The 24,136-nt window shown below is 37.4% G+C and carries 25 protein-coding genes, 1 pseudogene and 1 other annotated feature; of the genes and pseudogenes, 22 read left to right on the top strand and 4 right to left on the bottom strand.

Translation table 11 applies throughout. The annotated features are described in order from the left end of the window. Window positions 1–274 precede the first annotated feature (274 nt). On the top strand, window positions 275–1,261 hold the full coding sequence (locus AC3WJG_RS25665; RefSeq protein ID WP_028408975.1) for an MBL fold metallo-hydrolase: 987 nt from the start codon (window positions 275–277) through the stop codon (window positions 1,259–1,261). 42 nt (window positions 1,262–1,303) lie between these two features. Here the strand turns inward: AC3WJG_RS25665 and htpX are convergent, their stop codons facing one another. Continuing rightward, a complete protein-coding gene (htpX, locus tag AC3WJG_RS25660) occupies window positions 1,304–2,176 on the bottom strand; it encodes a protease HtpX (protein ID WP_013057489.1) in 873 nt (290 codons plus the stop codon). A 320-nt stretch (window positions 2,177–2,496) separates the two neighbouring features. Beyond that, entirely contained in the window at window positions 2,497–3,084 is a 588-nt protein-coding gene (gene plsY, locus AC3WJG_RS25655; protein WP_098332896.1) for a glycerol-3-phosphate 1-O-acyltransferase PlsY, read from the bottom strand. Window positions 3,085–3,693: 609 nt separating this feature from the next. Here plsY and AC3WJG_RS25650 point away from each other — a divergent pair. From AC3WJG_RS25650 to AC3WJG_RS25580, 15 genes are all read left to right on the top strand, one after another. Further along, window positions 3,694–3,882, top strand: a complete 189-nt coding sequence (locus AC3WJG_RS25650) for a hypothetical protein (protein WP_225049418.1) — start codon at window positions 3,694–3,696, stop codon at window positions 3,880–3,882. Window positions 3,883–4,188: 306 nt separating this feature from the next. Next, window positions 4,189–4,500, top strand: coding sequence for a hypothetical protein (locus AC3WJG_RS25645; RefSeq protein ID WP_060747325.1), 312 nt, complete (start codon window positions 4,189–4,191; stop codon window positions 4,498–4,500). Between the two features lie 129 nt (window positions 4,501–4,629). Further along, window positions 4,630–5,370, top strand: a complete 741-nt coding sequence (locus tag AC3WJG_RS25640; RefSeq protein WP_081085332.1) for a GH25 family lysozyme — start codon at window positions 4,630–4,632, stop codon at window positions 5,368–5,370. Between the two features lie 34 nt (window positions 5,371–5,404). Continuing rightward, window positions 5,405–5,731: a pyrophosphohydrolase domain-containing protein gene (locus tag AC3WJG_RS25635; RefSeq protein ID WP_336075673.1), complete on the top strand. Its 327-nt coding sequence runs from the start codon at window positions 5,405–5,407 to the stop codon at window positions 5,729–5,731. Window positions 5,732–5,905: 174 nt separating this feature from the next. Further along, complete coding sequence (gene deoR / locus AC3WJG_RS25630; protein WP_183128468.1) at window positions 5,906–6,850, top strand: DNA-binding transcriptional repressor DeoR; 945 nt, start codon at window positions 5,906–5,908, stop codon at window positions 6,848–6,850. Between the two features lie 5 nt (window positions 6,851–6,855). Next, window positions 6,856–7,179: a hypothetical protein gene (locus AC3WJG_RS25625; protein ID WP_098248249.1), complete on the top strand. Its 324-nt coding sequence runs from the start codon at window positions 6,856–6,858 to the stop codon at window positions 7,177–7,179. Between the two features lie 182 nt (window positions 7,180–7,361). Then, window positions 7,362–8,663: a pyrimidine-nucleoside phosphorylase gene (locus AC3WJG_RS25620; RefSeq protein WP_336075672.1), complete on the top strand. Its 1,302-nt coding sequence runs from the start codon at window positions 7,362–7,364 to the stop codon at window positions 8,661–8,663. Between the two features lie 21 nt (window positions 8,664–8,684). Continuing rightward, the gene (gene deoC, locus AC3WJG_RS25615) at window positions 8,685–9,359 is read left to right on the top strand and encodes a deoxyribose-phosphate aldolase (protein ID WP_337134502.1); all 675 of its coding nucleotides are present in this window, start codon (window positions 8,685–8,687) and stop codon (window positions 9,357–9,359) included. Window positions 9,360–9,418: 59 nt separating this feature from the next. After that, window positions 9,419–9,817 carry a cytidine deaminase gene (locus AC3WJG_RS25610; RefSeq protein WP_028408960.1) on the top strand — a complete coding sequence of 133 codons (399 nt, stop codon included), beginning with the start codon at window positions 9,419–9,421 and terminating at the stop codon, window positions 9,815–9,817. Window positions 9,818–9,836: 19 nt separating this feature from the next. Further along, window positions 9,837–11,018, top strand: coding sequence for a NupC/NupG family nucleoside CNT transporter (locus AC3WJG_RS25605; protein ID WP_028408959.1), 1,182 nt, complete (start codon window positions 9,837–9,839; stop codon window positions 11,016–11,018). 148 nt (window positions 11,019–11,166) lie between these two features. Next, a complete protein-coding gene (locus AC3WJG_RS25600; RefSeq protein WP_025751370.1) occupies window positions 11,167–11,781 on the top strand; it encodes an AmiS/UreI family transporter in 615 nt (204 codons plus the stop codon). 42 nt (window positions 11,782–11,823) lie between these two features. After that, window positions 11,824–12,068 (top strand) — a binding site (T-box leader). A 67-nt stretch (window positions 12,069–12,135) separates the two neighbouring features. Beyond that, on the top strand, window positions 12,136–13,365 hold the full coding sequence (locus tag AC3WJG_RS25595; protein WP_337134501.1) for an MFS transporter: 1,230 nt from the start codon (window positions 12,136–12,138) through the stop codon (window positions 13,363–13,365). A gap of 78 nt (window positions 13,366–13,443) precedes the next feature. Beyond that, on the top strand, window positions 13,444–13,866 hold the full coding sequence (locus tag AC3WJG_RS25590) for a DUF4275 family protein (RefSeq protein ID WP_102813005.1): 423 nt from the start codon (window positions 13,444–13,446) through the stop codon (window positions 13,864–13,866). A 271-nt stretch (window positions 13,867–14,137) separates the two neighbouring features. Beyond that, window positions 14,138–14,485, top strand: a complete 348-nt coding sequence (locus tag AC3WJG_RS25585; protein ID WP_102813004.1) for a DUF805 domain-containing protein — start codon at window positions 14,138–14,140, stop codon at window positions 14,483–14,485. A 51-nt stretch (window positions 14,486–14,536) separates the two neighbouring features. After that, the gene (locus tag AC3WJG_RS25580) at window positions 14,537–14,893 is read left to right on the top strand and encodes a DUF805 domain-containing protein (RefSeq protein ID WP_102813003.1); all 357 of its coding nucleotides are present in this window, start codon (window positions 14,537–14,539) and stop codon (window positions 14,891–14,893) included. A gap of 73 nt (window positions 14,894–14,966) precedes the next feature. Here the strand turns inward: AC3WJG_RS25580 and AC3WJG_RS25575 are convergent, their stop codons facing one another. Next, entirely contained in the window at window positions 14,967–16,025 is a 1,059-nt protein-coding gene (locus tag AC3WJG_RS25575) for an LLM class flavin-dependent oxidoreductase (protein ID WP_337134499.1), read from the bottom strand. A gap of 320 nt (window positions 16,026–16,345) precedes the next feature. On the opposite strand from AC3WJG_RS25575, the gene AC3WJG_RS25570 reads away from it, so the two are divergent. From AC3WJG_RS25570 to AC3WJG_RS25550, 5 genes and pseudogenes are all read left to right on the top strand, one after another. Further along, window positions 16,346–17,158, top strand: coding sequence for an amino acid ABC transporter substrate-binding protein (locus AC3WJG_RS25570; RefSeq protein ID WP_102813001.1), 813 nt, complete (start codon window positions 16,346–16,348; stop codon window positions 17,156–17,158). A 151-nt stretch (window positions 17,159–17,309) separates the two neighbouring features. Next, window positions 17,310–18,119: an HNH endonuclease gene (locus tag AC3WJG_RS25565; protein ID WP_098524675.1), complete on the top strand. Its 810-nt coding sequence runs from the start codon at window positions 17,310–17,312 to the stop codon at window positions 18,117–18,119. Window positions 18,120–18,300: 181 nt separating this feature from the next. Next, on the top strand, window positions 18,301–19,212 hold the full coding sequence (locus tag AC3WJG_RS25560) for an NAD(P)/FAD-dependent oxidoreductase (RefSeq protein WP_102813000.1): 912 nt from the start codon (window positions 18,301–18,303) through the stop codon (window positions 19,210–19,212). A gap of 342 nt (window positions 19,213–19,554) precedes the next feature. Continuing rightward, a pseudogene (locus tag AC3WJG_RS25555) lies at window positions 19,555–19,887 on the top strand (putative immunity protein); the annotation flags it as partial. 338 nt (window positions 19,888–20,225) lie between these two features. Beyond that, a complete protein-coding gene (locus AC3WJG_RS25550) occupies window positions 20,226–21,581 on the top strand; it encodes a TrkH family potassium uptake protein (RefSeq protein WP_098248261.1) in 1,356 nt (451 codons plus the stop codon). A gap of 449 nt (window positions 21,582–22,030) precedes the next feature. On the opposite strand, the gene AC3WJG_RS25545 is transcribed toward AC3WJG_RS25550, so the two are convergent. After that, window positions 22,031–22,612 carry a TetR/AcrR family transcriptional regulator gene (locus AC3WJG_RS25545; protein WP_337134550.1) on the bottom strand — a complete coding sequence of 194 codons (582 nt, stop codon included), beginning with the start codon at window positions 22,610–22,612 and terminating at the stop codon, window positions 22,031–22,033. Window positions 22,613–22,942: 330 nt separating this feature from the next. Between AC3WJG_RS25545 and AC3WJG_RS25540 the strand changes: the two genes are divergently transcribed. Beyond that, window positions 22,943–23,602 carry an SDR family NAD(P)-dependent oxidoreductase gene (locus AC3WJG_RS25540; RefSeq protein ID WP_028408948.1) on the top strand — a complete coding sequence of 220 codons (660 nt, stop codon included), beginning with the start codon at window positions 22,943–22,945 and terminating at the stop codon, window positions 23,600–23,602. Window positions 23,603–24,136 lie beyond the last annotated feature (534 nt).

Genomic DNA, 24,136 nt, shown 5'->3' with positions numbered 1-24,136 from the left:
CTATACTCCTTATATCATCATTCCATCTCTTTATTCTATCTTACTTTCTTAGATTGATGAATCATTCGTTTGCTTTAAATAAGTACACTGGAAAGCATTCCTTTATCAATTTGTCTTCAAACCTGCTAAACTATTAATAGTATGAGTTTATGTAGAATGTTTGTGAGAGTACAAAGAGTCATTCAATTATTGATGCTCAGGGTACTTTTACAAAAGGTAGAAGTTAGCAGTAAATGGACTATATAAAAGAATGCAGATATAGGGGTTTGGTAAAATGAGTTTAGATCATAAAGTAATACGCATTGAGCTGCCTACGCCATTTCCAATTGGACCAGTGAATGTGTTTTTATTAAAAGCAGACAAGTTAACGTTAATTGATGCAGGGATGAAAACCGAAGAAGCGTGGAATGTTTTTGATGAGGCGCTTCGTAAAGAAGGATATAAAGTAACAGATATTGAACAAGTGATTCTTACTCATCAGCATCCGGATCACACTGGATTTTTAGAATGGCTGCCGAGTGATATACCGGTTTACGGTCATAAGCTGGTGGAGCCTTGGATTTATCAAGATGAAGAGTTTGTTCAGCAGCATAATGAGCTATACCGTAATTTTCTTATGGAGTTTGGAGTTAGTGATGATGTAATGGATACATGGCTTCGTAAAGCAACGGCTGCGATTCAAGTGTATTCACCTAAAGGGCAGAAGCTAACCGGGTATTTACAGGAAGGAGATACACTTCCGTATGCGAGTGAGTGGGAAGTGATTGAAACGCCGGGACATTCCTTGAGTCAGCTGATGTTTTACAATCGAAAAGAAAAAGTCGCGTTTGGCGGAGATCATATTTTGCCAAAAGTACCGTCAAATCCATATTTAGAGCCGACCATTCAAAATCCTAAGCCAAAGCCGCTATTGGACTACTTGGCGTCTCTTGAAAAAACGTTGAACTACGACATTGATTTGATTTATAGCGGACATGGTGAACCGCTTAGTGATATTCATTCTTTAATTATGGAACGTATTCAAAAGCAGCATAAATGGGCGCTGCGCGTGTTACAAGCAATGGGGGAAGGAAAGAAAACAACGCTTGAAGTCAGCGCAGCTTTTTTCCCGGATATGTATCAAAAAGCACCGGACTTTATTTTCTCAGAAGTGTACGGCCAGCTTACGTATTTAGAGAAAGAAGGATACGTTGAATTAACAAAAAGTGAAGAAGGCGTCTTGCTGTGGGAAGCTGCACGTGTGCTTGCTCCTCAGTCATAACATAAAAAAACCAGCTTCTTTAAAGAAGCTGGTTTTGTCTGCTTACAGTGAATGCAAGCGCTCAATGCGTTTTTCAAGCGGCGGGTGAGTAGAGAATAAGCGTGAGAATTTTTCTTTGCCGCTAATTTTAAAAGCGGCAATTGATTTTTGGCGGTCATCTACTAATGAAGTAGTATGACGAAGCGATTCTAACGCATAAATCATTTTTTCTTTACCACCGAGTTTAGCTGCAAGCTCATCGGCTTTGAATTCACGTCTTCTTGAATGCCAGAAGATAATTGGGCTGCTTAAGATACTAAAGAGAATCTCAAATACAATCGATGTAAGGAAATAGACAACCATCGCAAACTCTTCTCGCACAAAGTTTGACACCGCTTTGGCTACTAAACGAGAGAAGAAAATAACAAATGTATTTAATACTCCTTGCAGAAGCGTAGTTGTGACCATATCACCGCTTTTAATATGCGCTATTTCGTGAGCGATAACGCCGCTGATCGCATCGCGGTCCATTCGTTCAAGCATTCCGCTTGAAACGGCAACAAGCGAGCGTCTTTTACTTGGTCCTGTTGCAAAAGCGTTAACTTCCGCTGAATGATAAATTCCGACCTGAGGCATTTTTCTTAATCCTGCAACAGATGCAAGTCGGTGCGTTTCTTCTAAAACAAATCGCTCATATTCACCTTGAGGAGAACGTTCATCAATAACTTGAACACCCATCATCCACTTTGCCATCACGCGTGACATCATAAGAGAAATAATCGCGCCGCTGAAGCCGGCAATTACGCTAAATGCCAGCAGGCCGCCGTAACCGCTGCTTCCCATATAGCTTTGAACACCTAATAAAGATGTAATCGTTGTGATTGTAATTAATACTAAAATATTAACGAAAATAAACAGTGAAATTCGTTTTAGCACAAGTCTTCCTCCTTTAACTAATACGTGCATGATAGGTATACGGTTGGAAGAGAGAAAAGGTTTCAATTATTTATTCAAAGTTATTAAAAAGGTTATTATGCTAAGTTATTAAATAGGAAATATCAAATTACAAAATGAGATACACGAAGTAGCGGAATGGATGATTTACTCTATAATTAAAAGAGCTTCATCTAAAAAATTTTATAATTTACGTCTATCTTCGGACGAGACGTATTAAAATAATAAAACAAGGTGTTCAAATCATGAACACCTTGTTGGCAAAAATATTTAAAGATTAATAGTAAATAACTTTATTACGCTTAAAAATTAACCTTTGGTTCTGTACCTAATTTAATACGTTTGAAGTTTTTAATATGCTTCCATGTAATGAAAACAAAAATAACGGCTGCAAATACCATTAATACTACATCCCCTACATAAATTGATGCTAAAAACGCAACCAATGCGCCAATAGGTGAAGATAAGGATACGTATTTAGAAATTTTGAGAGAAATTAAAAAAGCAAGAATTCCTAGAATGAAAGCTAATGGTGAAAATGCAAGGAATACACCAGCCGCAGTCGCTACAGATTTTCCTCCTTTAAACTTTGCAAAAACAGGATAGCTATGTCCAAGAATAGCGATAAATCCAGGGACAAGCATATGCAAGTGGCTATTCATCATAAGCGGTAAACAGACAGCTAGCGAACCTTTTGCTATATCGCCGATCAATACTATAATACCTGCTTTCTTTCCTAAAGTGCGAAAGGTATTAGTGGCTCCTAAGTTACCGCTTCCGTGCTTGCGAACATCGGTTTTGTAAAAGCCTTTTCCAATCACTAAAGCAAAAGGAATGGACCCAATTAAATAAGCTAATAAGATAATTATAGCGTTTGTTAATACGTTCATTGTTGGCACCTCAAATTGTGTTGTTATTATTCAATTTATAGCAAGATATCAAGAGTAAAGTTTATTTTGTTTCTGAACACTTCTATCAGTATGTATTGCTTCCCAGCGAGTAAATTGTGGTTTCTTAAATAGTGGAAGGCAGCTTTTATATGGATAGAGGGTGCTGGCTGTTTCGGTAGAGTATTTGTAAATTCAACTGTATTTTTAGCGGAATAGCTTCATGACTTTATGCTGAGATGTTTTTGAATTTTCAAGCCTTCCTACGTATTAGGACGAATCCATATGTCCATTATAAATATGTAAAAAAGAAAAGAGAGTAGGCGGAAAGGCAAAAATAAAAAACTTGCTACAACACCAGCGAAGTTTTTTGCGCATCAGCCGTTCTGATTTTTTCTGCAAAAATAAAAAACTTGTAATACAATTTTTAAAATATAACATAAATGTTTAAGGATTAAAAGATATTTTGGGTATATTGTATTAGAAGGAATGTCTTTTAATATTTTTTTATAAAAAATAAGACAAATAAATTAACAAATCAAAAAAAATATAATAGAATGTAAAACAGTGTTTCGAAATATTAACTTCTTAAAGTTGAAAGGGGTTCTGCACTTGTTGTGGACAGATATCAAAGAACGAGAAGTAGTTATGTACAAAAACTGCCAGGCGAAAATTTTGGAAAAAAAGGTGCCGAATAAAATAGTCGTGCGCAATCTAGAATTCCCGGAAAAAGGCGATTGGATATCAGCCGAGCTTGATTTTGAAGCTGTTGAAAAATTTGAGAAGAGTCGAGAACACTAATACAAAAAACATTTTACAATAATTCTATTTATCATATAAGAAAAAGCCGAGCTGACATTTTGAGTTCGGCTTTTTTGTTTATATCTCATTCGTTCTCTTTACGAAGAGCTCCTCGTTATTACATGTAAAACCACGCCTTTTCCTCTCATTCATTTTCCACTATTACACTAGTCCCGTATAAAAACGTATCTTTATAAGGGACTATCGATTCATTTTTAGTACACGTATTTTTGCCATTTTTTTCATATGCTAACGTTCAGAAATAAAACCTCTGTGCATACATTGAAGACAAAGGGGGAGGATACATTGGGAAAAACAAGTCGTATATTGAAATGGGTCAGCGGGGGATTAGAGGCTCTTTGGGGGATTCCCCTCTTAGGCGGCACCTTGGTTATAAGCCTAGCCTACACGCCGCTTATTCTAATGCTCGCATTGCACATCGTAGGTTTAGTATTTTCGATTAAAACAAACAAAGTTCGGACAGGGCATATCATGGGAATTGTCTGTTCTGCTATTGCGTGGATTCCAATTGTCGGCATGATTATGCATATTTTAACGGCTATTTTCTTACTTATAGAAGCAGCCAAAGATAACGAGCCATCTGAAGACGCAGCATAAAAGAAAAGCCGCCTGATTTTTAGGTGGTTTTTTGTATTTAACACCACAGACTTGGAGGCTATATTGTTTTGGAAAATCCTTTTTATGTTAGGATATTAGAAGTATTTTCTAAAAAAGGGGGTAAACATAATAGGCAAAGCCAATCGAAAAAACAAAAGACTTTTTACAGTAGGACTCATATTAGTCGCTCTTGTAAGCTTTATATTTTTACTATGGAGTAAAGGATGGGTAATTCCTAATGCGATAAGTGCCAACCGCTATGATGTAAAAGGCGTAGACGTATCTTCTTATCAAGGGGAGATTGATTGGAGTGTGCTGAGTAAACAAGATATTCAGTTTGCTTTTATCAAAGCAACGGAAGGAAGTTCATTTCAAGATCCTTTATTTAAACAAAACTGGGAACAAGCAAATCGGAAAAACATGCGGATCGGAGCTTATCACTTTTTTAGCTACGATAGCAAAGGTTCCACACAAGCGGCTAATTTTATCAAAGCGGTCTCTCTTAAAAATAACGATTTGCCTCCAGTGATTGATGTAGAATTTTACGGAGATAAAAAACAAAGCCTGCCGTCTCAGAAACATGTATACAAGGAGCTTTCTAGCATGATTAAATATCTTGAATCTCATTATGACAAGCGCGTCATTCTTTATACGACGCCTAAAGCGTATAACTTGTATATTAAAAACAGATATCCTGAGTGTGATATTTGGATTCGCGATGTTGTGAAAAAGCCTACTCTTGAAGAACAGAAGAAATGGGCGTTTTGGCAGTATACGGACAAAGGGCGGTTAAGCGGCTATAAAGGTAAAGAAACGTTTATTGATTTAAATGTGTTTAACGGAAATCAAGCAGAATTTGAAAAATACTAGTTTACTAGAAAGGTAAGAGATGGAGGGAAAAATAATGCCTACTTATAACAAGCTAGTGCGAGATAAAATTCCTACGGTTATTGAACAAAGCGGAAAAACCTTCAAATCACGTGTGCTCCAGCGAGAGGAATATCAACATGAGCTGACGAAAAAGGCAAAAGAAGAACTTCAAGAGTACGTAGAAGCCCAAACGCATCAGGAGGCAATTGAAGAGCTCGCGGATTTACTAGAAGTTATGCAGGCGCTAGCAGCTGTGCACGGGGCCACGCCAGAACAACTTGAGAAAGTGCGTGAGGAGAAGGCCAGGGAGCGCGGGAAGTTTGATGATCGGATTTATTTAGTGGAAACAGAAGAAGTGTAGACCCGTGTTTTGTTATCTTAAATTGGTCACCGTCCTTCCTTAGTATTTCTCTTTTCAACCCAGTTACAAAATCCCCTCTTGAAATTTTGTTCACCAAACAAGTAAACTAAAGACATAAGTTTGGTAAAATTGGGATAAGAAATTCATGAGGTAGGGGAGAACAAGTCGATGGAGATGGATCAAGAGAAATTTAATAAAGTGATTGAAGCGGCAAGGATGTATTATATTCTTGATTATAATCAAAGTGAAATTGCAAAAAAGCTTGGTGTATCAAGGCCTACGGTTTCTCGATTGCTGCAAACAGCAAAAGAAGAAGGCATTGTTCAAATTAAAATTGTGGATTCATCTATCAATAGTGAAAAATTGTCTTCTCAACTTGAACAAAAATTCAATTTAAAAAAAGCAATCGTCACACCGGTGCCTCAATATGAAAATCACATTATTAAAAGTCATCTAGGCGTGGCAGCAGCTGACTATCTCTATGACATCGTAAAAGACGGAGATATTATTGGGGTGACGTGGGGAACAACTCTTTATCAAGTGGCCATCGATTTAAAACAAAAGTATGTGAATGACGTGCAGGTTGTGCAGTTAAAAGGCGGAGTAAGCCATTCGGAAACGAGCACGTATGCTTCTGAAATTATGTACTTATTTGGAAAGGCATACAATACGCCTCCTATGCATCTTCCTTTGCCTGTAATTGTCGATCACGTGGTAGTCAAAAAAGCAATGGAAACGGATCGTCATATTAAGCGCATTTTAGATTTAGGCAAACAAGCCAATATTGCCGTCTTTACTACGGGACCCATTAAAACCGATTCGCTGCTTTTTCAGCTTGGCTACTTTTCCGAACAAGATGTAGAGATGATTTCCTCGCGAGCAGTAGGAGACATTTGTTCACGTTTTTTTGATAAAGATGGACAAATTTGCAATGAAAGCCTGGATGAACGGACGCTTGGACTTGATCTGGAAGAACTAAAGAAGAAAGAGTACGCCATTTTAGTAGCGGGCGGGGATCAGAAAATTGACAGCATTTACGGAGCACTGCAAGGGAATTTTGCAAATGTGCTCGTTACAGATCAGTTCACGGCGCGCTTTTTGTTAGATAAACAAGAGTAAGGGAGATGAAAACGCTGTTTTTTCAAGAGCAAAAGCTTCATCGAATCGAAATAGTAGAAGATATTGTATCTTATTCGGCGTCATCTCTGCAGGCGCAGCGAAACCGGTATCCTTTTCAAACAGACGTCTCAAAAGACGGGGTAATTGCTAAAGGAACCACAGGCTATATTATTAAACGGTGGGGAAGAATGTATTTCTCTCCGGATGCTAATCAAAAAGGAATTGAACGATTTACGCCGCCTGATCAGCCATACGTATTAATTCCTTATAAAAAGGTAAAGAATAAGTACCGAATCATGTTGTCATTTGTGATAAAAGCTGAAAAATAAGGGAAGACTTCCGAGTGCGGAAGTCTTTTTTTATTCACTAAAACAGCGGCTATAAATATTTTTGAACAAATGTAAATATATCTGTTTACAATTGTTCAAAGCTATTATATAGTAAGGGTGTAAGTTGTTGAAAACGTTTTAGTGGATGCACAATATGCAGATACTTTTAGGGGGAAAACGTCATGAGAATGGTTGACTTAATTGAAAAAAAACGTAATGGACATGAATTAAATAAAGCTGAAATCGATTTTATTATCGAAGGTTATACAAAAGGGGATTTACCTGATTATCAGCTATCGGCATTTGCGATGGCGATTTACTTTCAAGGAATGACGCAGGAAGAACGCGTAAATTTAACGCAAGCAATGGTTGAATCAGGCGATCAAATCGACTTATCAAAAATTGAAGGTATTAAAGTAGACAAACACAGCACAGGCGGCGTAGGTGATACAACAACACTTGTATTAGGACCTTTAGTAGCTGCGGTTGATGTACCAGTTGCCAAAATGTCTGGCCGTGGCTTAGGACACACTGGCGGTACGATTGATAAACTTGAAGCAGTGCCTGGCTTCCACGTTGAAATTACAAATGAAGAATTCATTCGTTTAGTAAATACAAATAAAATTGCCGTTATCGGTCAAAGCGGAGACTTAACGCCGGCGGATAAAAAACTTTATGCACTTCGTGATGTAACAGCAACGGTTGATTCGATTCCGTTAATTGCAAGCTCAATTATGAGTAAGAAAATTGCAGCTGGAGCAGATGCCATTTGCCTCGATGTAAAAACGGGGAACGGCGCATTTATGAAAAAGCTTGAAGACGCTGAAGAATTAGCAAAAGCAATGGTTGAAATCGGAAAAGGCGTAGGACGAAACACAAAAGCAATCATTTCCGATATGAGCCAGCCTCTAGGTTTTGCGGTGGGTAATGCGCTTGAAGTGAAAGAAGCGATTGACACGTTAAAAGGCGAAGGACCTGAAGATTTAACAGAGCTTTGCTTAACATTAGGAAGTCACATGGTTGTACTTGCTGAAAAAGCAAGCAGCTTAGATGAAGCGCGTGTAATGCTTCAAGAAGTAATTAAAAACGGAAAAGCATTAGAATCATTCAAAACGTTCTTAAGCGCACAAGGCGGAGACGCTTCTGTTGCAGACGATCCGTCTAAATTACCTGATGCAGCGCACAAAATTGAAGTGCCAGCAAAAGAAGATGGCTACATTTCAGAAATCGTTGCAGAAAAAATCGGCGTAGCAGCAATGAAGCTAGGTGCAGGACGTGCAACAAAAGAATCTGAAATCGACTTAGCAGTTGGTATCATGCTTAATAAAAAAGTTGGCGATTCAGTGAAAAAAGGCGACTCTCTTGTTACAATTCACAGCAACAGTGAAGATGTACAGGAAGTAATGGATATCGTTTATGATTCTTACAGCACGGTCGCTGAAAAAGTGGAAGCTCCAACGTTAATTTATAAAGAAATTCATTAAGAGACAGAGAGGAAGAACAAAATGAGTCAAAACATTACGGGTATTATTGATCATACATTATTAAAAGCAGATGCAACAGAAGAGCAAATTACGGTTTTAGCACAAGAAGCAAAAGAATATTCATTCGCTTCAGTTTGTGTAAATCCAACGTGGGTAAAAAAAGCAGCTGAGTTATTAAAAGATGCTCCAGAAGTGAAAGTATGTACGGTAATCGGCTTCCCTCTTGGAGCTACTACTTCAGCAGTAAAAGCATTCGAAACAACAAATGCAATCGAAAACGGTGCAGATGAAGTAGATATGGTAATCAACATCGGCGCGTTAAAAGATAAAAACTATGACTTAGTGCAAAGCGACATTCAAGCAGTAGTAGATGCTGCAAAAGGCAAAGCGCTAGTAAAAGTAATTATTGAAACAGCTCTTTTAACAGACGAAGAAAAAGCAAAAGTTTCTGAGCTAGCTGTAAAAGCTGGAGCTGATTTTGTTAAAACTTCAACGGGCTTCTCTACAGGAGGCGCAACGGTAGAAGACGTAGCGCTTATGAGAAAAACGGTTGGACCAGATGTAGGTGTAAAAGCTTCTGGCGGCGTTCGAGGCTTAGAAGATGCAAAAGCAATGATTGAAGCTGGTGCAACACGTATTGGTGCAAGCTCTGGCGTATCAATTGCAAAAGGTCAATTAAGCAACTCTAATTATTAATAAATGACAGCAGGTTAGTACTAGCTAACCTGCTGTAAACTAAGCAAAGGATGATGACGGTGGAGCCAAAACAATTAATAGATGAAGCAATCGCAGCAAGCAAACAAGCACATGTACCATATTCTCAATTCCATGTTGGTGCAGCTCTTTTAACAACCGATGGGAAGATTTATCGTGGATGCAATATTGAAAACGCTTCCTATGGATTGACGAACTGCGCTGAGCGAACGGCTATTTTTAAAGCTGTTTCAGAAGGGGACAAGCAGTTTTCAGCTATTGCAGTTGTAGGAGATACGGACGGCCCAATTTCTCCTTGCGGCGCATGCAGACAAGTATTAGCTGAGTTCTGTGATGATCACACACAAATTATCTTAGCAAACCTAAAAGGAGATTTTGTGATTACCAACATCAACGAAATCTTACCAGGCTATTTTTCATCAAAAGACTTACAAAAATAAGTAAGCAGTGGAGGATACTATGAAATATTTAATTGGCATCTTAGGGTTACTCGTTGTCTTTGGATTAGCGTATCTTGCAAGTAATAACCGTAAAGAAATCAAATATAAACCAATCGTTATTATGGTTGTCATTCAAGTTCTTTTATCAGCTTTACTTCTGAATACAAAGTTTGGCTTGATTATTATCAATGCGATTGCCAGCGTTTTTGGAAAGCTGCTTTCATACGCAAATGAAGGCGTAGAGTTCGTATTTGGCGGAATCGCGAACAAAGGATCAATGCCGTTTTTCTTAAACGTGCTGCTTCCTATCGTTTTTATCTCTGTCTTGATTGGGATTTTACAGCACTTTAAAATCCTTCCGTTCATTATGAAATGGATTGGCTTAGTTCTCAGCAAGATTAACGGAATGGGAAAATTAGAGTCTTATAACGCAGTAGCTTCTGCGATTGTAGGTCAGTCAGAAGTATTTATTACCGTTAAAAAGCAACTAGACAAACTGCCGCCAAATCGTTTATATACGCTTTGTGCATCAGCTATGTCGACGGTTTCAATGTCTATTGTCGGTGCTTATATGACAATGATTGAACCAAAATATGTAGTAACAGCGATCGTTATTAACTTATTTGGCGGATTTATTATTTCTTCTATTATTAACCCTTACACAGTAACGGATCAAGAAGATATTTTAGAAGTACAAACTGGTCATAAACAAACGTTCTTCGAAATGCTTGGCGAATACATTATGGATGGATTTAAAGTAGCGATTATCGTAGGTGCGATGCTAATTGGTTTCGTTGCGCTGATGGCTGCGATTGATAACGTGTTTGAAATGTTATTTGGTCTATCGTTCCAGCATTTGCTTGGCTATGTGTTTGCACCGTTTGCATTCATCATGGGTGTTCCTGCTTCAGAAGTTGTGGCAGCGGGTGGAATTATGGCAACAAAACTTGTAACAAATGAATTTGTGGCAATGATGAGTCTGTCGGATATGGCTTCAACATTCAGTGCTAAAACGCTTGGAATTGTATCTGTATTCTTAGTATCATTTGCTAACTTCTCATCAATTGGAATCGTGTCAGGAGCTGTTAAAGGCTTAAGCGAAAAGCAAGGAAATACAGTAGCGCGCTTTGGTCTTCGTTTACTGTACGGAGCTACGCTTGTAAGCGTACTGTCAGCAATTGTTGTCAGCTTTATTTTATAAGTGTAATAGAAACAGAAAGAAAAGCAGTTTCCTTTTTAAAAGGAATTGCTTTTTCTTTTTTACATGTAAACCACAACTCCGTACATCCTAAAAAAAAACATAGACGCAGAGGAGGACAAGAAAAGCTGGGGGCTTTTCTTACTGAAAAATGGATCAAATTGGACTGTTGCTGTCAGGTGCAGCGTTATTTTTAAATGGCCTTATGCTGCTTGGGAAAGCAGATGAAAAAAACGTAGGCGTATTTAACTTGTTTGTTGGAGCTTTTCAAGTTATTGTTCCGTTTTATTTAATTATTACGTCAGATCAAAGCAACTGGATTTTGTACGAAAGAACGGCGATTTTTTTATTTGGTCTTACGTATTTATATGTAGGCGTGACGGTATTAAAAGGAATGCAGGGAACAGGACTTGGCTATTACTCGCTTTGGGTATCGATTATCGCTTTAGTGTACGTGACCGTTTCTCTTGTTCATTATCATGACGTAGTGAACGCCATCACATGGATTCTTTGGTCGTTTTTATGGTTTTTATTTTATGTGCTTAATACGAGCAAAAAAGATGTATCTGCATATGTTGGGAAAGTGGCGATTGTCCAGTCGTGGGTGACGTTGACGATTCCAGCGCTGTTTTCACTAACAGGCGTATGGGGAAATAAGGATATGTACAATATGTGGGGAATCGTGCTGGTGGCGTCCATCATTTATTTCGTATATCTAGGGTATCGACTATTCTTTTCTCAGCCGCAAAAAATGATTTTGAAATAAAGTATTTACAAAAAATAGATAATAATGGTAAGATGTTAGAAATTAAATGCCGTGAAGAGAAAAGTAGCCAGCGCGTATTCTTAGCAGAGAGCTCCGGAAGCTGAAAAGGAGCAAGAGAAACGCTGTTGAAACAAGCCTCTGAGCAGCGCATTGGATCTAACGTGATAGTGCGACGGCTGCTTCCGTTACAAAGCTAGAGTATAAGCGAAAGCCGTACTCGATAAGGTTTATATGGCGACATATGAACAAACTAGGGTGGCACCGCGATTCATAATCTCGCCCCTAAGACACATGTCTTGGGGGTGGGATTTTTTTATTGACCGAAATCAATAGTGAAGCGGAGGCCTTTCTTTTATGAAAAGTAAGCTGTTGTCTTGGAAATACCCGTGTTTATTGCTGTTTGGAATTGGTACTAGCAATATCGGCGACTGGATTTATTTAATTGCTTTAAATGTAATGATGCTTGATATGACGAATTCGCCGCTTGCGGTTTCAGGGCTATACATGATAAAGCCGCTTGCTGCGCTATGTACAAATATATGGTCTGGAAGCTTAATTGACCGCATGAACAAACGGAAGCTTATGATGGTTTTAGATTGGACGCGCGCTGGAATTATTGCTTGCCTTCCGTTTTTCTCATCCATACTGATCATTTATGTGCTGGTATTTATCATCAGTATGGCAAGTTCAATGTTTCGGCCGGCATCGATGGTTTATATCACAAAGCTTATTCCACGTGAAAAACGACAAAGATTTAATTCGCTGCGCAGTTTGATTGACTCAGGCGGTTTTCTTATTGGACCAGCCGCAGCAGGTGCGCTATTTATGATTGGAACGCCTGCGTTTGCTATCTATGCCAATGCTGCAGCGCTGCTATTGTCAGGGGGAGTTACTTTGTTTATGCCAAACCTGGATACAAAAACAGAAGTTAAAGAAAATAAGCTGTCTGTAAACACCATTAGAGAAGACTGGAAAGCGGTGTTTCGTTTCAGTAGAGCCAACAGATACATTATAACCATTTATGTATTATTCAGTTTCTTGATGGTCATGGCCACGGCAATTGATTCTCTTGAAGTTTCATTTGCAACAAAATTCATTCATTTGTCCGAAAGCGAGTACGGGTTTTTAGTGAGCATAGCAGGTGCAGGCATTATGATTGGCGCAGTTGTGAATACACTGTTTGCTAAGAAGCTGTCAACGAACTTTCTCATAGGCGCCGGCAGTGTAGGAGTATCGCTTGGCTATTTGCTGTATGCGTGTTCGTCTTCTTTTCAAACTATCGGAGCAGGATTTTTCAGCTTATCCTTTGCGTTAGCTTTTGCAAGTGCTGGTTTTCAAACCTTTTATCAAAATAGCATTCCCGTTGACATGATGGGTCGAGTAGGAAGTATCTATGGACTGCTTGAGTCATTTCTGATCATTATCATGACTTTTTTATGCGGCATGGCTGCGCACATCTTTTCGATTCAAGGAGCTGTAATTGGTGGAAGCCTGATTATGCTTTTAAGTACAATTGTATTGTTTTTGTGCACGTTAAAGCCTACGTTTTATAAAGTGAATTTGGTCAAAAAGCAAAGAATCTAACGCAAGGGTACTAGTGGACAAATAAGCTAAGAAGCCGATAAAAAGAAATGAATACAGGATAAAGGATGGAAAAGCACAGTGAAAATGAAAGATGCGTTAAAGAAAAAAGGAATGTTTGTTAAAAAGTTATCGAATCAAGGTGAACTCTTTCGAAAGAGATGGGAAAATGAATTTGCAAATGCTTTAAGCGCATCGCAAAAAAAGAAAATTTATATGGACCAATTTTTATGGCATGCGTTTAGCTATGAAAAGCTACCTTGTTTACAAGGAGAACAAGCGGTTCAAGCGTTTGAGCACCAAGTTAAGAACGACTGTTATTTGTTATTTGAGCATGATGAACGAGTGCTGCAGCTATCTAAATGTAAGCATCTAACAAGCGCTGATTTAAGTGAAAATACAAACATGTATTTAGAAGATTTATATGTGGTTGATAAAAACTTCACGTGGACTTACGTGATTACCCATGAAAGCTCATGTGGACCTTACTTTTACCGCACGTAAGTAAAGATAGAGCCTGCCGTGTTTATCAACATGACAGTTTTTTCTATAAAAGAACATTTTATTAATTAAAAGTAATTTTAGGTATAAAATGGTTTTTTTGATCTGAAAACTTTGGGTGTTTATTACTAACTATTATCCATCTCTCTCCTATATCTATATTACCATTTGGGATTTTTTTAAAAATAGGATATGAAATTAATTTTTGTATTCTAAGGTAATTACTGCTAGTAAGCTTGTCTTACAAAATTCGGTTTAAAAAGGAGGTTTTTATATGAAGTGGTATTTACATGCACTAAAAAACTATGCAACGTTTCAAGGAAGAGCAACGCGTAAAGAGTATTGGATGTTTGTCTTATTTAATTTTATTATTTCGTGTGTGCTTTCAGCTATTGAATTTATGACAGAGAAGCCTACGTTTTTGCTTACCATTTACGTTGTGGCAGTCTTCATTCCATCACTGGCTGTGACAGCACGCCGATTGCAAGACACTGGAAGAAGCGGTTGGTGGCAGCTCATTAGTATCATTCCAGTTATCGGAAGTATCTGGTTGTTAATTCTTCTTTGTCTAGGAAGTGAGTCGCAGCTAAATCGTTTTGATGTACCTAATAAAGTTGCGTAGGACTTAAACGATTAGATAATTTAATTTAATAAATAAAGAGAGGGTTTAAAAATGCACTGGTATATAAAAGCGTTAAAAAATTATGCAACGTTTCGAGGAAGAGCAACGCGTACGGAGTATTGGATGTTTACATTGTTTAGTTATATCTTTGCGCTTGTTCCATTTATATTTATTTTCATTGATTCACTTACAGTCTTTGCACCTATTTTAATATGGTTATACGCAGCAGCAATGATTTTGCCTTCACTTGCCGTTACTATTCGCCGGCTGCATGATACAGGAAGAAGCGGCTGGTGGTATTTAATTAACTTTGTTCCAGTTATCGGAGGTATTTGGCTGCTCATCTTACTTTGCCAAAGAAGCGAAGTAACAGCCAATATTTACAATACAGACACGCAGGCATCTTAACCAGAGTAGTTTATTAGTTTAAAAGTTGATAAACTAATAGCCAAATTATTTTTAGCTAAAAAGAAAACTCCTGTTAAAAAGGAGTTTTCTTTTTTTTATTTTCCCACACGCTGCTGGGAAGTTCTTTTCGAAGAACAGGTGCAATATCATCTGCAAAACGCTCTAGCTGTTCGAGCTGCTCTGCTTCGCTTAGACCGTCTACGCTGATGCTCAGCACTTCGTTTCCATAAGCATGGTGATAGTCTATTATTTTTTCAATGATTTGCTCAGGGCTTCCTACTAAAGCAGGACCATGTTGAACGATATCTTCTAGTGACGTGAACGGCGATTGATTATGTTTGGCTGCTTCTGTATTGCTAAAGGCGTTATAATACGGGCGATAGCGGCGAATCGCTTCTTCCCCTGTATTAGAAATATAGAGGCTACTCGCCCCCGAACCGACGATGGCCTTGCGTGGGTCATGGCCATAATAAGCCAAACGTTCGCGGTAGTGGTCAATCAGCGCTTTATATTTAGCCTGAGGATGGAAGGAATTAGATGAAAATAGAGGCTCTCCGTATTTAGCCGCCAGTTCTGTAGACAGCGGGCTTGACGCGCTTCCATGCCAAACGGGAATAGAAGTTTGAAACGGACGAGGCTGAGTCGTAACGTTTGTCAAAGGCGAACGATAACGGCCGCTCCACGTGACATTTTCTTCTGTCCAAAGCTGTTTTAAAAGAGCGTATCTTTCAGCAAGAGATTCCCATTGTTCTTCTTCTGTAATACCAAAAAGCGGATAATGACGCGGGTCATTGCCTTTTCCGATAATCAGTTCAAGGCGTCCACCCGATAGGTGATCAAGCGTTGCATAATCTTCAGCTACTCGTACAGGGTCTAAAATGCTTAGAACGGTAACGGTCGTAAGGAGACGGATGTGTGACGTTTTAGCCGCAATTGCACTTAAAACAACAGGAGGAGAAGAAGACAAAAAAGGAGTTCCGTGTCTTTCGCCGACTCCGTAAGCATCAAAACCTAACTTTTCTGCCAGCACTGCTTGATTTAACACATGCTGAAACTTTTCTTGAGCAGTGAATGTTTCTCCAGTAACCGGGTTCGGGATGTTTTGAATAAGACTAAATAAAGCAAATTTCATACGTTTTACCTCCAAAAGATAAAATGGTGGACGAAAATAAAAAAAGCAAACGTACACGCATTATCGTGTCCATTTGCCTCCAGTTGACTGGTAGATATGTAGTTTCAATGTTTTATTAGTTGTATCTTAAGCGGTAGATACCAAGCTGTCAAGATAATCTTTTTCTAAAAACCTACTTGATTTATCGGTTAACTAGTATTATGATGTGAATAATCTTACACGAAGTAAGCCCACTGGTTAACCAGAGGCTCTTGAGGAAGCAGCTGCTTCCTCAAGAGCCTCTTTTTATTACATAATATAGGGATTTAGGGGAGGAACGTATGAAAAAATATTGGCTGTTTTTACTTTCAATTGTAGTAGCTGTGAGCGTGGCAGGATGCGGAACAAACGCATCTTCAAGTGCAGGAGAAAAGAAAGAAAAAGATGTTCAAACGATTGTGGTTGGAACAGGCACTCAGTTTCCTAATATTTGCTTTATCGATGATAAAGGCAAACTGACCGGCTATGATGTAGAAGTAGTAAGAGCAATCGACAAAGAGCTAAAGGATTATAAATTTGAATTTAAAACGATGGAATTTTCAAATCTGCTTCTCAGCTTAGAAAGTAATAAAATTGATATGATTGCTCATAACATGGCTCAGAACGCTGAGCGAAAGAAAAAGTTTTTATTTAATGATGAAACATATAATTATTCTCCGCTTTATGTAACAGTTCCTAAAAATCGAAATGATATTCATTCATTAAAAGATTTAGAAGGTAAAAAAATGATTGTAGGAGCTACAAGCAATGCGGCAGTTTATCTAGACAAATACAATCAAAAACACGGCAATAAAATCGATGTAGTTTATGCCGGTCAAGGTGCGGATGATGCTACTACTCAATTAAAAACAGGCCGGGCAGATGCTACGCTTGCAACACCATTTTCCATCGACTTTAGCAATCAAGCGCTGAAATTTCAGCAAAAAAAGGTTGGAGACATCGTGATTAATTCAAAAGTATATTTTATGTTTAACAAAAAAGACGAAAAGTTAAAGTCGGAAGTCGATCAGGCGATTAAAAAGCTGAAAAAAGACGGTACATTAAAAAAACTCAGCACAAAATGGCTAGGAGAAGACTATACCGTGCAAAATTGACTATAGCAAAAAAGCAGCTGCCCATACAGCTGCTTTTTTTGTATGATATAAATCCAATAGATAGAAGAAACGATCTGCAAAGAAAACAAAAATTAGTGTATAGTAGAGCTATAAGTACTATAAAAGCAGGACCGCAGTAGGAGGCAATTCATTGATTACGGATTTACAGCGCGGAGATTTCTTTCAAAAAGGACATCGTTATCGCAGAAAACAAATTCATAAGCTTTATAAAGGACAGGAACAAAGTGAAATATCAACGCCGAAAGCGCATCCATATATTTTTATTTTCACAAAAGAAAGCGGAAGTGAATACGGAACAGGACACGGATGGAATAGAGATAAGACCTCTTTTTTCTATACCGGAGAAGGTCAAAGAGGATCAATGCAGCTCATTAAAGGCAATAAAGCGCTTCGTGAACATTTTTTATCAGGAAAAGCCGTTTACTTGTTTCACTACGTGGAGCCGGGAGTAGTCGAGTTTATTGATGAAGTGACGTATATTAATCATCAATTAGAAATTATGTGGGACTCAGACGGAGAGCTTCGTGAAGCCATTATTTTTGAACTTGAACGAAATCCTGTGATGGAGGAAAAAGCAGCAAAGCTGGATGTTTCAGCTTACTCAACTGAACAACTTTGTCACATAGCGCTAGGGGAAGACAAAAAGACAAATATTTATGAGCAAACCGCAGCTCTTAAACAATATGTTTACAAACGCGCAGCTGGTATTTGTGAAGCCTGCGGAGAAAGCGCGCCGTTTATCGCAAAAGATGGAAGCTCCTTTTTGCAAATGTATTATCTTTCAAAGCTGTCAGAGGGCGGGCTCGCTAAGCCAAAGGACGCTGCGGCACTATGTCCCAACTGTCATAGCCGTCTACGCTACGGGAAAGATAGTGAAGTATATAAAGAAGAGCTGATTATTAAAATTAATGAAAAAGAAGCAGGAAAGAAAAATGAGTAATATCGTCTCTTTTCATTTTATAAAAAACCGTCTCTAAGCAGGTCAGCTGCCGAGGCGGTTTTTTTGTATATAGAATGACTTCAAAAAATAAAGACAGTAAAGCGTATAAAAATAATAGAAGAACAGATAATGAAAAACTGAAGCTTTCGTTTAAAAATAGTAAAAGCTGGGGTGATGTGCTGTGGCAGACAAGTATGACTGTGTCATTATAGGTGGAGGAATTGCAGGACTTCAAGCTGCTATTCAGCTTGGAAGATATAAGCGTAGTGTATTGGTTATTGATTCAAACGATGGACGTTCCAATCTTTGCAAAAATTATCAAAATATATTGGGGTGGCCAGAGGGAATAAGCGGTCAAACTTTAAGAGAAACGGGAAGGCAGCAAGCAAAAAGCTACGGCATTCAATTTGCAGAAGAGCGGGTCCTTCAGTGTGAAAAAGAAATAGAAGAGTTTAACGTCATTACAAACTCTGCGAACTACGAAGCAGCTACTTTACTGCTTGCGACGGGAGTAGTAGATCGGATTCCGCCTGAACTTCAGCAAGAGCTATATCCGTGCATGGGAACAACCGTATATGTATGTCCCGACTGTGATGGGTATGAAGTAAATAATAGAAGGGTATTAGTACTAGGGTCAGGAAAAGCAGGAGCCAGTTTATCTCTTACGTTAACATATTGGACAAATGACATTACATACATTAATCACGACAAAAAAGAAATTGGACCTTTAGCAGATACCTTGATGCAAAAAGGAATTACCTATAAAGAAGGGGCCATAAAAAAAGTCATAACTGAAGCAGAAAGGTTAAAAGGAGTCATCCTCGAAGACAATGAATTTATCTATGGAGAAAGAGGTTTTTTAGCGTTCGGAGGAAATAAAGTTCGAACAGAATTAGCGCATGGGCTCGGAGTAGAACTCCTAGAAAATCAGCACACTATCGTAAATCCGCGTACAAAAGAAACAAATGTTTCAAACGTGTGGGCAGCAGGAGACATTGTGGCTCATTCTGAACAAGTTACGGTAGCGATGGGAGAAGGTTTACAAGCCGCTATTTGGATACACAAACGCTTGTTAGAGCTTTATGAAAAATAATTGGTTTTTTATCCGTTTCTGAACACGCTACATTCTAAGTGGGAAAAGTCGATTTTTAGTATTTTGTTTGTAATAAAACTCTGTACAGTATTCTGTGTTCAATAACCTTTCTTAGTCTATTTTATACTACAATCGGATAAGACAAAAATAAGAAAAGTGATAATAGGTGTTTATTGGATATGCACGTGTATCAACAGGATTATAAAAATAAAAGGTATTTTCTACAAATAGAAAATACCCCCCGTTGGTTGCTACATTAAAAAGGTTAGGTTTGTTATAGCGTGACTTTATTTACCTGATAGCATGGATGATTTAGGACAATAAAAAGGGTTAGATTTTCTCAATGACCATTTAAAAGATGAACTATGTATAAATTTGAGAATAGAAACTTTGCAAAAACGAATAGAAGAAAGTATTAGAGCTTTTGATTTACGAAAAGTTGGATTTATTGTAAATGAATTGGCTAAAGACTCCAAATCTGACGTTAGTAAATATTCTGCACGTTCATTTGCCCAAGCCATAGCAACAGGACATATGAGAAGACAGGCAATGGTTAGCAGTGACTACGCAATAAAGGTAACAAATCTTTTAACACATAACTCCTTAGATTCCTCAACAAAGGAAAGGGTAAGGCAATTAAAGATAATAGATGAATTGTTAGAATCGCCAAGCTGATAATCAACAATAAGAAACAAGGACACTATGTTTTATTCCATATAGTGTTTTTCTTTATTCAAAAAATCAACAATAAAGTTTAACAGAGCCTTATAAAACTATTCTTTTTATAATTTAGTTTGTTATTTTACTCCTTTACATAGAAGATGTGATCTTTTTGTTTTTAATAAATTTTATCTTATTTAAAGTATATTAACATTAGATACTTTATTATTTACTTAATGTAACGTACTTTCTGGGAAGATAGGAAGGTAATAAAAGTAATGACCATCTTTTGAAATAAATGGGTATGATATATAATAAATCTTTAATCAAAACATTTTGAAGGGAAATAGAATATGATAATTTCTAAGCCGCGTAAAAAACATAAAGTGAAGCATCTGGAACCTGCAAGTATCTTGTTCGTGGGGTTTTTAGGATTAATATTGCTCGGCACCGGCTTATTAATGATTCCTGCTGCTACAAGCGATAGACATCATCTAAGCTTTATTGATGCTCTTTTTGAAGCCACTTCTGCTGTATGTGTAACAGGCCTAGCCGTGGTAGATACGGGGACAACATTTACTTTATTTGGACAGCTCATTTTGCTTGTGCTCATTCAAGTTGGTGGCTGGGGATTCATGACTATTGGTATACTCATGTTTATTGTACTGGGTAAAAAAATAGGATTACAACAAAGATTAATACTTAAGGAATCTCTAAATGCTTTTTCGCTACAAGGCGTTATTGCATTAGTCCAACGTGTTGTGCTAATTACATTGGCTGTGGAAGGTATAGGAGCGCTTATCCTAGCTATTCGTTGGTCCCGAGAAATGAGCTGGGGAAAGGCTATTTATTATGGCATATTCCATTCTATCTCTGCTTTTAATAATGCAGGATTTGGTTTGGAACCAGATAATTTAAGCAAATGGGTAGGAGATCCAACCGTAAATATTATGATTACGTTACTTTTCATAATAGGAGGGACTGGATTTTTTGTCATTGCAGACATTTTTCAGAAACGAAACATAAGAAAGTTTTCTCTTCACACTAAAATTGTATTAGTTTCAACTATCCTACTAAATGCCGTGAGTACACTCATTATTTTTACTCTAGAATATCATAACTCTCATACTTTAGGTCAATTAAGCATGGGGGATAAATGGTGGGCAGCTTACTTTCAGGGTGTAGTTCCTCGTACTGCTGGTTTTAATACCTTGGATATAGGGGCGCTCACATTGCCTTCAAAAGTGTATATGATGGGTCTTATGTTTATTGGAGCGGCTCCAGGTTCAACAGGCGGTGGAATTAAAATAACTACGTTTGTCTTAATATTGTTTGCTTTATGGTCAGTATTGACAAATAAAGAAGAGATTAATGTTTTTCGACGCCGAATTCCTAAATCGCTTGTGTATAGAGCTTTTTCTATTGCTACTTCTGGCATTATTTTTGTTTCTATTATTTTCTTTCTACTCACAATCACAGAAAAAGGTATAGATATGTCTACCCTTTTGTTTGAAACGTTCTCTGCTTCTGGAACAGTTGGATTAAGTGCTAACTTTACAGGAGATTTAAGTCCTATAGGCCGAATTCTGATTACAATTATGATGTTTATTGGCAGAGTGGGACCTCTTACCATTGGCTTTGTACTTGCGATTCGTTCAAACAAACAATCTAAAATTAGGTATGCAGAAGAAAAGATTCTTATTGGTTAAAAATTTATTTTAAATATATAATTTGGTCAACATATTCATGATTTAGGCACAAGTAGCCTAAACCACGAATATCTCTTTTTATTATGAACAAACTACTCAAGTTGCTGAGAATTATCTTCGATCTAAATCTCATTAACCTGTAGAAAAACTCCCTATTTATTGGAGGGAGTTTTTTCTAATTTTAAACTGTATATGATTTTAGTTAACATAAACACTCTTTCCGGAAGACATACAAAAAAAGAACCCTTATCGCAGAATGGTTCTGCCAAGGGTTCTTTTTCCGGAGTATTCAGCTTTTTATACATCCTTGATATGACGACATTTACTCGATACCTAAGTGGGAGGTGGATGAATAAAAAGTGCACCTTTTATTCATATGCCTGTACGGTAAAATATAGTCTATATGGAGACTGAACCCCAAAAAGAATTGATATTTAATATAAGTTTCATTAAAAGAAATACTTACTCATGCCATTTTTAAATATAGGTAGGGTCTTAGTCACTAGCTCTTCTGGTGAAATAGGTCTTCCATCTTTATTCCATGAGTATGTAGCTCCGTATATACTCCAACTCAGTATAGTAGATAGGGTCGTTACCAATTGTTTGTCCTCTAATACAATGGTATTTTTAGTGCCTTTTAGCACAAGATCAGCTATTAGCTTTTGTAACTCTTCTTTAATTTTACTTTCTATAATAGTTCCTAAAGAATTGTAACCTTTAGGACATAAGTCACTTAACTCTTTATGGTGATCACACATGGCTAGAAAAATATTTGCAATGACTTCTTCATTGAATTCCTCGTGACCATTTAGTCCTTTTTTCAATTTGTCTGTAAAAGTATTGGTGATGGTGGAATGTAATAAATCAAATTTATCGTCAAAGTGCGCATAAAATGTAGCGCGGTTAATAGTAGCCTTTTCAGTGATATCACGTACCGTTATATTGTTGAAATCTTTTTCACTAGCTAACGAGATAAAAGAGTCTACAATCAATTGTCTTGTACGAAGTATTCTCGGATCTTTTTTTGGCATAATCAATTTTTTCTTCTCCTTTTTAGGCTACACAATGGTGTTTAAAAACGACAATTCAATAGAAGTGTTGTGTAAACAACATATTAGCCATTTTGGTGGTTGTTAATAGTTCTTTTTCATCTTATCATCAACTATACAACGCGCGTTGCTTAAATAACACATGTTTTTGTGGAAGGGTTTTTGATCAAGTAAATTGTTGTGACCATTCAGAATCATACCCAAAAGATTGAAAATACGATTGGTTCTTAATAAATAAAGTAGTACCTATTGTAACAAATGAACTCTCTTAGAAAAAAGAATTAGCTAAGAAGTTATGGAGGGAATTATATTATGAAAAATATTGTAATTGTTGGGGCAGGACCAGGATTAGGAATGTCTATTGCGAAGAAGTTCGGAAAAAACGGATTTCGTGTAGCGCTTATAGCCCGTAATGAAGAAAAGTTGAACCAACTGGTTATTGAACTAGAACAATTAGGCATTGAAGCAGCATCATTTCAAGCTGATATATTAAATAAAGATCAAATTAGTTTAGCTTTCACAACGATCAAAGAGAAATACGGATTTATTGATGTGGTTGAATACAGTCCAACTCCAAGTATCGATACAGTAACAAACGCATTAGATGTAACAGAAGAAAATGCGCTATACCAATTTCAATTCAACGTTTTAGGTGCGATATCGAGTATTCGAGAAGTGCTTCCGGATATGTTGGATAAACAAAGTGGAGCTCTGTTATTTACGACAGGTGGAGCCGCAGTCAATCCAGTACCAATGATGGGCAATGTCGGAATTGCAGTTTCCGGTCTTCGTAATTATATCTTCAATTTAAATAGTGAATTAAAGGACAAAGGTATTTATGCAGGGCACATTTCAATCGGAATCTGGATGCAGCCGAATTCGGGAGTTCAAGACAAAATCGCCGACATTTGGTATGACATGTACACCAAAAGAGATCGAGTCGAAGAATTTATTACGGAAGATAAAGTATGAATCGGACAGATTAAAAATCAATCATCTCGGTTATGAATTCGGCATCAATCACCAAAAAGGTAGCCGTTTTTGATGTGAGAAACGGATACGCTGATCGAAGCACAGAAATGGGTGGATTAACCCCAACTCTACATGTAGAGTTGGGGTTAATGCGTTTTTATGTGTCCGTACATGTATTTTATTTTATTTACTATGATAATTACTTTAACGTCTTGTAATAGAATTGAATATATCGTTCGCAAAAGTATACCTTTACGGACTTTTCTTTTATATAAGGAATCTATCACTTTGATCGTTCGTTTTAGTTTTAAAGCAAATTACGAGCGTCTTCATATGTTTATGCACTTTTATGAACGTTTTTGATGAAATAAAAGGAGTTTGATATTTGAATAAATAAGTTAGATTGGAAAAGCTGGCGCAGGGAAAGCAATTTCAATACCTCAAGTAGTATTGGACGGTCCTAAAGAAATTGTTGATAGAAGATGCATCTATGTTATTATGTATACTAATGCTCTAAGAGACCGTATAAAAAAT

It is taken from the genome of Priestia sp. FW507-14D1A, from assembly GCF_058781295.1.
This window is presented reverse-complemented; position numbering and strand designations above follow the sequence as displayed.